Annotated in this window: 11 protein-coding genes, 1 tRNA gene and 2 pseudogenes; 4 read left to right on the forward strand and 10 right to left on the reverse strand. The window is 49.2% G+C overall.

The window, feature by feature from the left end; translation table 11 throughout:
- Both ABVN44_RS07130 and ABVN44_RS07135 read right to left on the reverse strand, forming a co-directional pair.
- The gene (locus ABVN44_RS07130) at nucleotides 1-2,859 is read right to left on the reverse strand and encodes a DEAD/DEAH box helicase (RefSeq protein WP_048349006.1); all 2,859 of its coding nucleotides are present in this window, start codon (nucleotides 2,857-2,859) and stop codon (nucleotides 1-3) included.
- A gap of 617 nt (nucleotides 2,860-3,476) precedes the next feature.
- A complete protein-coding gene (locus tag ABVN44_RS07135) occupies nucleotides 3,477-4,256 on the reverse strand; it encodes an HNH endonuclease (protein WP_023232244.1) in 780 nt (259 codons plus the stop codon).
- Nucleotides 4,257-4,416: 160 nt separating this feature from the next.
- On the opposite strand from ABVN44_RS07135, the gene ABVN44_RS07140 reads away from it, so the two are divergent.
- Entirely contained in the window at nucleotides 4,417-4,731 is a 315-nt protein-coding gene (locus ABVN44_RS07140; RefSeq protein WP_023232245.1) for a hypothetical protein, read from the forward strand.
- Here ABVN44_RS07140 and ABVN44_RS07145 read toward each other — a convergent pair.
- From ABVN44_RS07145 to ABVN44_RS07175, 7 genes and pseudogenes are all read right to left on the reverse strand, one after another.
- Nucleotides 4,711-5,018: pseudogene (locus ABVN44_RS07145) on the reverse strand (Arm DNA-binding domain-containing protein). The gene ABVN44_RS07140 and the pseudogene ABVN44_RS07145 overlap by 21 nt on opposite strands.
- A gap of 434 nt (nucleotides 5,019-5,452) precedes the next feature.
- On the reverse strand, nucleotides 5,453-5,761 hold the full coding sequence (locus ABVN44_RS07150) for a CcdB family protein (protein WP_001199743.1): 309 nt from the start codon (nucleotides 5,759-5,761) through the stop codon (nucleotides 5,453-5,455).
- Between the two features lie 2 nt (nucleotides 5,762-5,763).
- Nucleotides 5,764-6,003 carry a type II toxin-antitoxin system CcdA family antitoxin gene (locus ABVN44_RS07155; protein WP_000016244.1) on the reverse strand — a complete coding sequence of 80 codons (240 nt, stop codon included), beginning with the start codon at nucleotides 6,001-6,003 and terminating at the stop codon, nucleotides 5,764-5,766.
- A gap of 112 nt (nucleotides 6,004-6,115) precedes the next feature.
- Nucleotides 6,116-6,364: a CopG family ribbon-helix-helix protein gene (locus tag ABVN44_RS07160; protein WP_000168385.1), complete on the reverse strand. Its 249-nt coding sequence runs from the start codon at nucleotides 6,362-6,364 to the stop codon at nucleotides 6,116-6,118.
- 76 nt (nucleotides 6,365-6,440) lie between these two features.
- Nucleotides 6,441-6,749: pseudogene (locus ABVN44_RS07165) on the reverse strand (DUF4942 domain-containing protein); the annotation flags it as partial.
- Between the two features lie 19 nt (nucleotides 6,750-6,768).
- Nucleotides 6,769-7,746, reverse strand: a complete 978-nt coding sequence (locus tag ABVN44_RS07170) for an IS630 family transposase (RefSeq protein WP_223156438.1) — start codon at nucleotides 7,744-7,746, stop codon at nucleotides 6,769-6,771.
- 450 nt (nucleotides 7,747-8,196) lie between these two features.
- Nucleotides 8,197-8,281: transfer RNA gene (locus tag ABVN44_RS07175), tRNA-Leu, on the reverse strand.
- A gap of 222 nt (nucleotides 8,282-8,503) precedes the next feature.
- Here ABVN44_RS07175 and ABVN44_RS07180 point away from each other — a divergent pair.
- Nucleotides 8,504-9,523: an NAD(P)-dependent alcohol dehydrogenase gene (locus tag ABVN44_RS07180; RefSeq protein ID WP_000152563.1), complete on the forward strand. Its 1,020-nt coding sequence runs from the start codon at nucleotides 8,504-8,506 to the stop codon at nucleotides 9,521-9,523.
- 27 nt (nucleotides 9,524-9,550) lie between these two features.
- Here ABVN44_RS07180 and idnK read toward each other — a convergent pair whose 3' ends face one another.
- Nucleotides 9,551-10,081, reverse strand: a complete 531-nt coding sequence (gene idnK / locus ABVN44_RS07185; protein WP_023232248.1) for a gluconokinase — start codon at nucleotides 10,079-10,081, stop codon at nucleotides 9,551-9,553.
- Nucleotides 10,082-10,297: 216 nt separating this feature from the next.
- Between idnK and idnD the strand changes: the two genes are divergently transcribed.
- Nucleotides 10,298-11,329 (forward strand): L-idonate 5-dehydrogenase, encoded by a 1,032-nt coding sequence (idnD, locus tag ABVN44_RS07190; protein ID WP_023204850.1) that lies wholly within the window; start codon nucleotides 10,298-10,300, stop codon nucleotides 11,327-11,329.
- A 24-nt stretch (nucleotides 11,330-11,353) separates the two neighbouring features.
- On the forward strand, nucleotides 11,354-12,118 hold the full coding sequence (idnO, locus tag ABVN44_RS07195) for a gluconate 5-dehydrogenase (protein ID WP_000998688.1): 765 nt from the start codon (nucleotides 11,354-11,356) through the stop codon (nucleotides 12,116-12,118).
- The last annotated feature ends 27 nt before the right edge of the window (nucleotides 12,119-12,145 follow it).

Consider the following 12,145-nt stretch of genomic DNA (forward strand, 5'->3'; position numbering starts at 1 on the left):
TTAGCCCTCCGCTCCGGTGATTACAGCAATAACCTGAATGTAGGGCTCTTTTTCGGTGGTCATAGTGTCCTCAATCCATTGGATATAGCTGTCAAAATTGTGTTCGATTTCGCGCTGACGCTGTTCTTTGCGGCTCTGTTTCACTGAAAGCTGCTGTTTATTATCGGCAAAATCCAGCTCCAGTTGACTCAGCTGACGCCCACGCAGAACATCCAGCTTTTGAAGATGCTCATTGAGCTGCTGATTGATACGCTCTTCAAAAGCATTTCGATCGTGAACAAACACATCCCGCGCATGGGCGATTGCCGCTTCCAGCAGATCCTGCTGGCGTTGATGGTTACGATCTTTACCGCCACTGTTAGTCAGCTTGCTACTCAGTTGCGGATGTCGTTTCAGGAACTCAGCAAAAGGCAGGCTACCGCTTAACGTTTCGCGGTTAAAGCTCACCACCAGCCACGGGTTCACCATCGGGTGCGACTTACGGTTCGGGAACAACCCGGAAAGGATGAAATGATCCTCATCAGGTTCAAACAAGTGCGGCAAACGCATCACCGGAGCCTGGTGGCGACCAAAGGCAGACTGAATTTTGTCGTCTAACCACTGCACGACCGGGTTAATTTGCCAGAGATACTGCACATCGGGCCAGGCATGTTGCTCACCGCGCGCACGCGAAATGGCTTCCGTGATAACCGTTTTGTCCTGGCTTAGATAAAGCTGCCAGTTTTCCGGCGCAATTTCCGGCGGTAACTGGTTAAAGCGACGGCGTAACTCCTCCGGTGCGACCAGCGATAAGGTGTTATCAGGCAAGGTATCGTATTGCACGGTCTGGCCGCAGGCCTTCAGATAGCCTAGCGCTTTTTCGCAGTATGCCTGCTCATTATCAAACAGACTAATGTCGCTTTCGGTCACGGTCGAAGCATCGCTGGACACTGCGCTGCAGATTTCGCCAAACAGGTCGTGTTCAGAATTTTCAGTGACATTGCTATTCAACAGGTCGTCGAACAGGCTGGCGCCATCGTCCTGCATCATGAATTCAGCAACCTGCTCTTCTTCCTCTTCCTGGGTAAATTTGCCGGTAAATTCGGAACTGTCGCCGATATTCTTCTGCGCCTGTTCGTCTTTATTGATCAGCACTTCCAGCACGCGCATATCACCGTTGATCTGCGGTTCACTGGCTTCAGTCAGCAAGTAACGGATCTGTGGCTGGTGTTTTTGCCCGTAGCGGTCAATACGTCCGTTACGCTGCTGGAATACCATCAGCGACCACGGAATATCGAAGTGAATCATTTTATGGCTGAGGTGGTGCAGGTTGATACCTTCAGACGCGACATCCGAGCAGATGAGCAGGCGTAGCGGAGACTGGGATTTGCCAAACGCTTCGACGGTTTCCATCAGAACTGTATCGCCCTGATCGCCTCGCAACGTAGCAATTTGATCGTCTTTCAGCTTGAGATCGGAACGCAGTTGCTGCTCAAGGAACTCAAGCGTTTTGATACTCTCGGTAAAGATCACCAAACGATCTTCCGTGTTATTCACTTTCCAGCGGAGATCGTTACGGATGGTCTCCAGCAATAACTGATACTTGCTGAACTGACTGGCATCAATATTATTGAGCGCCAGCAGCAATGACTCTAATTCGTTAATCTGGCTCTGACTGTTTATTTCTTTGCGGTTCTCCAGCCGCCTCAGGCGGTTAGCCACCACGCTGGCACATGCCGTTGGACTGGAGAACAACGCTTTTTCGAGCGTAATTTTGAACAGGCGGCCTTTATTTGACCGCGAGTCTTCATCATCATCGTCACGGAACTGACTCTCAACCAATCGGCGGTAGGCTTCTTCTTCAGCTCCGGTTGCCGGGCGCATCAATTTGACGATATTGCGCTCCGGAAACTCGCCAGCCATCTGATCTTTGACGTCTTTTTTAAAGCGACGCACAACCAGATTTTTGTCGGCAAAATCGGCATATTCATACTCTTTAGGATTGGCAATGGCCGTCGGGTCGAGCATGTTCATCAGGCTAGCAAAACTTTCAGCCTTACCGTCATGCGGCGTGGCCGAGAGCATAATCAGCGTATCGCTACGCCCGGAGAGCAATTTTGCCAGTTTGCTGCGTAAGGAACTGGTCCCACGTTGAGCGACGTTATGTGCTTCATCGATAACAATAATATCCCACCAGGCGTTTTCCAGGTGGTGGCGATATTCGATGTCTTGTTTCAGAGTATCGATGGAGATAATGGTCTTATCGAAATAGTGGAACGGGTTGTGGTTGGTTGGGATGCGGTTACGCACCTTTTGTAAACCAGCGGAGTCAAGCCGCGTCAACGGAATAGCAAAACGGCTCCAGAACTCTTTCTGGAATTGCGTGAGCATGGATTTAACCGCCAGCACTAGAATGCGTTTGCCACGTCCGCGGCGAATCAGCTCTGAAACCAGGATACCGGCTTCAAGAGTTTTACCCAGCCCTACCGCATCAGCAATTAATATCCGCTGGCGCGGTTGCGCCAGTGCCATGCGCGTGGGATCGAGCTGAAAGGGCATGGAGTCCATCGCAGCCTGATGCCCAAAATGGACTTTGCTGTCAGTCGGGACGCGTTGGCGTAGCTGGCCCTCTATGTACAACTGAGCCGCCTGGTAATTGGCTGACTCATCTTCCACCAGATTTGTTTTTGCTGGATCTAGAATCTCGACTTTTTGCTCCAGCTTTGTCAGAAATAGCCCTTCTTTACCGCGTACCAGCTCCGAAATTCCATCACAGGTCAGCAGGTGGCCACCATCTCCGCTGTCATCCGCCCGGCGAATGCGCCACTCTGCATCACGAATAACCACCCGCATCCCAGGTGCATAATTTTGCTTATTCATCGGTTTTTCTGTCTGTATGAGGCAGTGGCGGTAACACTATCCCGAGCGATGTGGTGCGGCACACTGCGATAAAAAAGAGGGCCTTAAAGATAACATGAAGGGCAGCGTCAGGGGGATAAAATGGAATGTAATGCGCAGAAATCACGCATAAATTTCAAACAACGATAGTTAAAAAGTGAGCTGGGTCAACTCCCCCACACTGAGTCGATGAGGGAGAAGCCATTTAGCCTACAGCGATATAGCTATTTGGCAGATGATCTGAGGCGGTAACTACCCGGCATGTAATTTATCGTTCAACCTGATGTAGAATTCACAAGGTAAACAGAAAAGAGCTTCTATAAAGCCCCAGTAGATAAGTCCCCATGTCAAGTAGCACACAATGCTGATCGCGATCTCAGAAGGTACTGTCAATTCACGTCTGCTATCAGTGCTCTGCTATCGCCACTTAGCCATAAGATTGTCCCGGCCACTCGAACCGCAGATATCCCTCCACCAAAAAGATGGTCATAACATATTTATAATCTTGCGCATTAAACCATGCACTATAGAAAAAATAGTATTGGTAGGAGTTGTAACCAAATTTTTAACGCAAATCGCGATCCAGTTTCACTTAATTTTCATCGAAGCAAATTCTCCCGATGCCATCCCAGATAACAATACGATTCAACAGGAAGCGCCTTTATTTTCTCCGGCAACAAACACTGCTCTTTAACGTTAATATCCAGTTCATCACTAATTAATAAACGCCCATCGTTCTCAAACGAAATCCATCCCTGATCGAATAGAATATCAATATGCGCAGCTAATATAATTCCATTATAAGGATCAAGACGCTCATTCCCATTCTCACAGGCAGCCCACGGTTTTATATGGCTGGCACGCAGTAACGGCGCAAACGTCGTCCCCGTAACAGGGCATACCGGATACAACATGAGACAATTTTTCCGAAAGGTACCCTGCCCCAGCCGTGCAGCAATCAACTGCTCGCGCACGGTATCTTCAATACTTTTATCCTGCTGAATAATAAAACAGTCACGTTGCGCCTGTTCATCTCCATCAGTCGATATTAACGAAAGAACGCGCTGCTCAATCGCACTCTCTGAAAGCACACTCAATCGCTGATGCACACGCTGCGCTGAATGAGAAAGCGCAGCAGGAGCGCCCTGCTCGTCAAGCCAGCCGACACGCACATCACTAAGCCAGGAATCAAAACGGTCACGACTATTTTTCAGACTATTGCGAAACTCATTGGCAGTTTTGCCCGCTCCAAAACGGGGATAAAACAAGGCATAAGCCTCTTTCCATTTCTGAACACCCAGTCCCACGGGTGGTTGAGATTTACCGTACTTCGACAAATACCACGCCACTTCAAGCAAATCATCTTCCGAGCTATTCAATGTTACATCCTGTTTTTCCAGCGTAAATAATCACCGGATTATGTCTGAAAAGATCGTTAACTAAACTGATCAGGTTAGTTGTTTTAGCAAAAACATCTCACACCGGTTTTCACCATCAACAAGCACGACACGCAACCAACAACACAAAAAGGAACGCCCCATGCTCCCTCACAAAATCCTCCAGGAGTGGCTGACGCTGGATGAGGCCGCAGAAGTCATCCGGCAGCACAACATCACGTTGCAGCCCGCCGACCTGATCCGCCATGCCCTTCACGGCGATCTGCTACTCTCGGTCTACTTCTCCTCGCCCGTCCTTCTGAAACCGCTCAATCCTCCTTGCCGCTTTGCCTGCCGATTCAGCAAGCCGCAACTGGATGATGAAATATTGGAGCATTCTTACAAACTGCTGAACATTTTCGAAACCAGTTCACATTACTGGCGCCCCATTCGCGCGCTACGGACTCAAACGTATTAAAGAGGTTCGCCCCCCCCCCCACTTTTCCTCTCTGCGTTTTTCCGCCGGATTAATACCTTCTAAAATAAGCCTTCTTATATCCGCTTGCTTCTCCCTTGCCAGTGCAAGAGAAATGAGCGGGTAAGGGCCTAATGCCATACGGTTCTCTTTGTTTCCAAAGCGAAATTTCAGATACCACAGTCTGGATCCGCTGGGGTTCACCTGAATGTAAAGACCGTGGCAGTCAAAGAGCCTGTATGCCTTGCCAGGCGGTTGGCATGCCGGATTGCGAGATCTGTAAGCGCCATTTGGGGGTCACTCCTCTATCGAACCGGGTTTGCCCCTTTTTGCCCCCAGATCGCGTGGATGTTAATGGATGAAAAACGACCAGCACGGAAAGACCACAAAATAAATATTTCTATTACAGAAAAATAAATTATCTTTGAATTACAGATGGATATAGACGAATCTGAACGGAAATGAACATAAAAAAAGCCACCCTTAGGTAGCTAATTATTGCATCACTTGGTGCGAAGGCCGCACCGCGATTCTCGACGTAACCTATTGAAGTAAATAAGATTACAAAACAAGAGAACCGCTATATATACTCACATGTATACTCATGCGCGATTCTCTGAAAACGCAGTTAACTTAAAATCACGCCTCATCTTCTTCCACAGGTTCAAGCGCGTCAAGTCCCCTCCAGAACGGTGAACAACTCTCCATTTGACCTGCAAGCCATTCAGAACCCATCAAAGATAAAATCGAGAGCATTTTTGATGGTTTGCCTGTGGGAACGAACGTCCATCACCTCATCACCAATCTGCGAAAGCCTGATACTCGCCATTTCGTGAGTCATCACCAGATAGTCATTACCTTCCACATTCAGAGTGGGCGTGAGACGCTTAACTGGGTTATTTACTAACCTGCTCACAGGAAACAATGGGATAACCATGCGAGTATGCAGTTCATCAATAATATCGCTTTGCACATCAAGTAAATAAGGATAAGCCTTGCTGTTTCCTTTATTGCGATAAACCATGTATTGCATGATTAAAACGTCCTGTAATCGTCCGATAAAAGGCCGTGCTCATCAGTAATACGATTGAGCTCCTGCAAACCCGCTCTATTTTCTGCTTTCCAGCGTTCAACGCCCGTGGCACTGATTTCCTCTTTCAGCGCGGCGGTAAGCACCGCAGACAGATTAATACCTGCATCACGGGCTTGCTGAAGCAATGCAGGTTCCAGCGTGACACTGACTGTTTTTTTATGTCGTACACTCATACCCGACATAGAGCCTCCTGAAATTACACGTGTAATAAACACATGTATCTAGTATGGGGAGTATTTAAGCAAATGGCAATGAGAGGCGACTATCTCGCTCGGATAGCAACATCTTTTCCTGTCAGGTTTCCTTTAAACGGTTGGCAAAATCTACCATATCCGAATGACTCACCACACGACCAGCATCCACATCGGCAAGACCGGCCTGGATACTCTGATGACGCCGTTCTCTTTCGGCCAGCATACTGGTCAATGCTTCCTTAATAATCCAGCTCTTAGAACGATCTAACTCAATTGCCAGATTTTCAACAGCAGCAGCCAACTCAACTGGAATCTGGGCGCTGATGGTCTGTTTAGCGGAAGAAGCCATAGGGATTACCTCGCTTAATAATACTTAATAACTCCTATTAAGATTAGCATAGAGGTGCCTATAAAAACATCACATCTTATTTCACAGGCAACATCCCCGGATAGTGTTTAGCCACAATGTCATTCATCTTCTCCACCGGGTCCAGACGCTTAAACGTGATATGCCCGCTGCCTTTCTGAAAGTAGCGAATGGTGAACATATCGTCTTCAAAGACCTGTTGATGCGGATTATCGCGCACAAAATCCATAAACTGGATAGAGACATCATGCCGATTGTCTGGAATGGTTTTGCCATCCAGCAAGTAGAGCATCCGTTCCAGATCGGCTAACTGGTCGCGCCGCCAGCCCCAGTTCAGGCTGAAACCCCATCGGTCATATTTCACTAAATAGCTGCGCCGAACACCGCTACACTTTCGCCAGCCCATGTTTACCTCCGGGAAATGGGCTGGCCGTTTCCATAAAATGATGAGCTTTTCTTAACAGTTTCCACATCGAACGGCACTGATGATTGCGGGTTATCGTGTCGTGAAGCGCCTGCCATAGCCGTTCAACATGATTTACCCATGGCGAGTAAACCGGCTGATAAATCACCCTGAACTTCGGATTCTGCTTCAGCCAGCGCTGTGTTTCCCGGCTTTTGTGGATAATATAGTTGTCCACGATGAGCGTTATTGTTTTTGCCCGTCGGTACGTCGCCTTCAGATGCTTTAACAGACTGATAAACAACACTGAACTTTTACTGTTTCCACCCACGTAGCTGACCTTACCTGTTCCGCTGCGCAGTGCGCCAGACAGATAATATTTTTCATTCTGTCCCGGCGTCACCACGCGTTTTTGCTGCCCGCGTGGCTGCCAGTCCGCACCGATTTTGGGATTAAGATGGATATCCACCTCATCTTCATAAAATACCGGATGCTCTGCGCTGCATTCGTCCAGCGCTTTGTGGATTGCCGCCATCTTTTCATCTTTATGCGGGTCACGGATACGCAGGATTGGCGCGGCCCTTCGCCACACAAGCCCCGCAGACGGCAACCAGCGGCGAACGGTTCCGGCATGTAACTGGCAACCGGTTATCTCATTGATTTTTATTGCCAGAAGTTCTGTACTCCAGCGGGAACGCTGGTAGCCAAAATCACCGGGAGAGTGTTTTACCAGCTCACGTAACAGCGTGCAGATATGCTCAAACGGCCAGCGACGGGTACGCCCGGCAGGTAATGATTTCAGACCTTCAATACCCGACAACGTGAACCAGTTAATCCAGCGACCGACGGAGGAACGGGCACAGCAGAGCGTTCTGGCAACGTCGCTGACGCGATCGCCCCGGTGCAGCATCAGCATGGCAGTCAGCCTGCGGGCATAATTTTTATCGTGCGTTTTATGGATAGCTTTCTACATCAGGCGTCGTTCGTCACGGGGAATTAGTGCTATGATCGGCATCGCTCAGTCCGGTTGGTGATTTGTGATTTTTGGCGATTGATCAGATCGCACAATCCGGGCTGAGTTCCCTCAAAGTGATCTACTATTTGGCGCAGCTATTTAGGTTTTACAAGTAAGGACATGCCGTCACCGTCAACAAGTGAATACTCTTTATCCTCAGGTTTCGCAGAACGAACTTTAGTATCCGTTAGGTCATGATGGACCTCCTTCGATTGGTATCTCGTGAGTATACAAGCAATATAGAATCGGAAAATATACTCATTAGTATACTCACAAGCTTGTTGATGTGGGTTGAGTTAGATTGACTTCAGTTGAAGGAAAAATCGTGGAAGGCCTTGTATAGCGCAGATTTTAGACATAAAAAAAGACCTCAGTTGAGGTCCATTTACATGCTTTTGGTGCCGAAGGCCGGACTCGAACCGGCACGTATTTCTACGGTTGATTTTGAATCAACTGCGTCTACCGATTTCGCCACTTCGGCACTGAAGAGGTATGCGGAAAACGTTGTGGATTATACCTGTCATACGCCGCCATGCAAGCACGAGCATACACCTGTATCGCTAAGTGCTGAAAATTTCAGCAGCGTTGAGTATTAAATAGAATAATCAGGCTACTTCCCGCCTTCTCCAGCAGATTAACGTCGGGCGTCCCTTGCCTCCATGCTCTACACTTTTCAGTTCAACACCACATTAAGGGAAACACAATGACGATAATAAAAAGCTACGCCGCCAAAGAGGCGGGCGGCGAGCTCGAACTCTATGAATATGATGCGGGAGAACTCCAACCGGAAGATGTCGAGGTACGGGTCGACTACTGCGGGATCTGCCATTCCGATCTGTCGATGATCGACAATGAATGGGGGTTCTCTCAATACCCTCTGGTTGCCGGACATGAGGTCATCGGTCGGGTAGCCGCACTCGGCAGCGCGGCACAGGATAAGGGGCTAAAAGTCGGCCAGCGCGTTGGAATCGGCTGGACGGCGCGCAGCTGCGGACACTGCGATGCCTGTATCAGCGGCAATCAAATTAACTGCCAGGAAGGCGCAGTGCCCACTATCCTCAATCGTGGCGGTTTTGCCGAGAAGCTTCGCGCGGGCTGGCAGTGGGTAATTCCTCTTCCGGAGAATATAGATATGGCGTCCGCAGGCCCGCTGTTATGTGGCGGCATTACGGTCTTTAAACCGCTATTGATGCACCATATTACTGCTACCAGCCGCGTTGGCGTCATCGGTATCGGCGGGCTGGGGCATATCGCCATAAAGCTGTTACATGCAATGGGCTGCGAAGTCACCGCGTTCAGCTCAAATCCATCGAAAGAGCAGGAAGTGCTGGCGATGGGGGCCAATAACGTGGTGAATAGCCGCGATCCGGAAGCGTTAAAAGCACTGGCGGGCCAGTTCGATCTCATTATTAACACGGTCAACGTCGATCTCGACTGGCAGCCCTACTTCGAAGCGCTGACCTATGGCGGCAACTTCCATACCGTTGGGGCGGTATTGAAGCCGCTGCCCGTACCGGCGTTTACATTAATTGCCGGCGATCGCAGTATCTCAGGCTCGGCAACCGGAACGCCATATGAGCTTCGCAAACTGATGAAATTCGCTGGACGCAGCAAAGTCGCGCCCACCACGGAACTGTTCGCAATGTCACAAATCAACGAGGCTATCCAGCACGTTCGCGACGGCAAAGCCCGCTATCGTGTAGTCCTAAAAGCTGACTTCTGACCGCCTGACTCAGCGCTTTGACAATGATCAGGAAGCGCTGAGTGCCTGACGAAAAGCCTGTACAGCCTGTCGGCACTGCTCCGTCACGTGCTCGATGTCATAATTAACATCGATACGCGCAATATCATGTTCATCGGCACAGGGTCGCTCCAGCGCGTCAAACTGACTTTGCAGCAGGTCTGGCGGCATAAAATGCCCGGCACGACGCTGCATTCGCTGCAGAATGGTAGCGTAATCGCCATCCAGCCACAGGAAATGTACGTTAGGGCTGCTCTTACGTAAAATATCGCGGTACTGTTTTTTTAATGACGAGCAGACAATAAATCCCGTCTCATTTTTTTTATAAAGACTGTATGAAGCGTCATTTAATCGTTCCAGCCAGGGTAAGCGGTCTTCATCAGTTAACGGTATTCCCTGCGACATTTTATCAATGTTTTTCGCCGGATGGAGATCATCGCCGTCAATAAACTTCGCAGAAAATAATGTTGCAATTTTGCTGCCTATTAAAGACTTACCACTACCTGAAACACCCATTAAAATATAGCTTTCCCCGGCCATTTAAATACCTCTGAGTCATATTCCACTCCACAATATTACGCCTCTACGTTCGACAATTTCACGTTTTTTAATTTCCATAGAGAAGAACTCTAAGGCACATCACGTTATGCGTAACATTGTAGTGTAACAATTTTCCAGCGTGACATAAGTCACAAATAGTGACAAATAAAACCGCTTAAATGCGTTCAGGGTAACTACCTGACCAGTGAGGAATTTATGGAAGTAAAAACTCAATCCTGCGTTGTTGCGGGTAAGCGTGCTGTTGCCGTTACGGAACAAAATATTGAATGGAATAATAAAGGAACACTCGTACAAATTACCCGAGGCGGCATTTGTGGGTCTGACTTACATTATTATCAGGAAGGCAAAGTCGGCAATTTTACAGTAAAAGCGCCAATGATTTTAGGTCATGAAGTGATTGGCAAAATCGTTCATAGCGACTCAGATTTATTACGTGAAGGACAACCGGTAGCGATTAATCCATCGAAGCCTTGCGGTCATTGCAAATACTGTCTGCAGCATGAAGAAAACCACTGTACTGAAATGCGTTTCTTTGGCAGCGCCATGTATTTTCCGCATGTCGATGGCGGTTTTACCCGATTTAAAGCTGTCGATACCGTTCAGTGCATTCCCTGGCCGGAACAGGCAGACGAAAAAGCCATGGCCTTTGCCGAACCGCTGGCGGTTGCCATTCATGCGGCTCATGAGGCGGGCGATCTGCAAGGCAAACGCGTCTTTATCTCCGGCGTTGGCCCTATCGGCTGCCTGATTGTTAGCGCGGTAAAAACGCTGGGCGCGGCGGAAGTAGTATGTGCCGATATCAGCGCCCGTTCTCTCTCGCTGGCCCGGCAGATGGGCGCGGATACGCTGGTGAACCCACAGCATGATTCTCTCGATGACTGGAAAGCAGAAAAAGGGTATTTCGATATCAGTTTTGAAGTCTCTGGGCATCCTTCCTCTATCTCAACGTGTCTGGAAGTCACACGGGCCAAAGGCGTGATGGTGCAGGTTGGCATGGGCGGCGCAGTCCCCAACTTCCCGATGATGATGGTAATAAGCAAAGAGATCTCCCTGAAAGGCTCTTTCCGCTTTACTACCGAATTTAATACTGCGGTTTCCTGGCTTGCCAACCGCGTTATCAATCCGCTGCCGTTACTGAGCGCGGAATATCCATTTACCGACCTGGAAGCGGCGCTGATCTTTGCCGGAGACAAAACACAGGCGGCAAAAGTTCAGCTCGTTTTCTGAGAAAGTAAAATAAGGGACACTATCATGAACGATCTTTTTTCACTGGCAGGTAAAAATATCCTTATCACCGGAGCCGCTCAGGGAATTGGTTATTTGCTGGCGACCGGTCTTGGTCGCTATGGCGCGCGCATTATTGTTAACGATATCACCCCGGAGCGCGCCGAAACAGCCGTGACGAAACTTCAGCAGGAAGGGATAAAAGCTATTGCCGCTCCCTTTAATGTCACTCATAAACAGGATATTGAAGCTGCGGTTGAACATATCGAAAAAGATATCGGCGTCATTGACGTCCTGATAAATAACGCCGGTATCCAGCGCCGTCATCCGTTTACTGAGTTTCCCGAACAGGAGTGGAATGACGTCATCGCCGTAAATCAAACCGCGGTTTTTCTCGTCTCTCAGGCCGTTACGCGCCGTATGGTGGCGCGTCAGGCAGGAAAAGTGATCAACATCTGTTCGATGCAAAGCGAGCTGGGCCGCGACACGATTACGCCATACGCCGCGTCGAAGGGTGCCGTGAAGATGCTGACTCGCGGCATGTGCGTGGAGCTGGCGCGTCATAATATCCAGGTCAACGGTATTGCGCCGGGATACTTCAAAACGGAGATGACCAAAGCGCTGGTTGAAGATGAAGCCTTCACCTCCTGGCTATGCAAACGTACGCCTGCCGCACGCTGGGGCGATCCCCAGGAGCTTATTGGCGCAGCGGTGTTTCTCTCGTCAAAAGCTTCCGACTTTGTTAACGGACATCTGCTGTTTGTCGATGGCGGTATGCTGGTTGCCGTCTGAGCAGGAAAATACGACGCAGCGCGTAAG

It is taken from the genome of Salmonella sp. SJTUF15570 (assembly GCF_043357055.1).
Lineage (GTDB): Bacteria > Pseudomonadota > Gammaproteobacteria > Enterobacterales > Enterobacteriaceae > Salmonella > Salmonella enterica.

Bases quoted from the DNA above. Each gene is read 5' to 3' on its own strand.
- ABVN44_RS07180 (WP_000152563.1), top strand. From the start codon at position 8,504: ATGACGATAATAAAAAGCTACGCCGCCAAAGAGGCGGGCGGCGAGCTC.
- idnD (WP_023204850.1), top strand. From the start codon at position 10,298: ATGGAAGTAAAAACTCAATCCTGCGTTGTTGCGGGTAAGCGTGCTGTT.
- ABVN44_RS07160 (WP_000168385.1), bottom strand. From the start codon at position 6,364: ATGGCTTCTTCCGCTAAACAGACCATCAGCGCCCAGATTCCAGTTGAG.
- ABVN44_RS07155 (WP_000016244.1), bottom strand. From the start codon at position 6,003: ATGTCGGGTATGAGTGTACGACATAAAAAAACAGTCAGTGTCACGCTG.
- ABVN44_RS07150 (WP_001199743.1), bottom strand. From the start codon at position 5,761: ATGCAATACATGGTTTATCGCAATAAAGGAAACAGCAAGGCTTATCCT.
- idnO (WP_000998688.1), top strand. From the start codon at position 11,354: ATGAACGATCTTTTTTCACTGGCAGGTAAAAATATCCTTATCACCGGA.
- idnK (WP_023232248.1), bottom strand. From the start codon at position 10,081: ATGGCCGGGGAAAGCTATATTTTAATGGGTGTTTCAGGTAGTGGTAAG.
- ABVN44_RS07140 (WP_023232245.1), top strand. From the start codon at position 4,417: ATGCTCCCTCACAAAATCCTCCAGGAGTGGCTGACGCTGGATGAGGCC.
- ABVN44_RS07130 (WP_048349006.1), bottom strand. From the start codon at position 2,859: ATGAATAAGCAAAATTATGCACCTGGGATGCGGGTGGTTATTCGTGAT.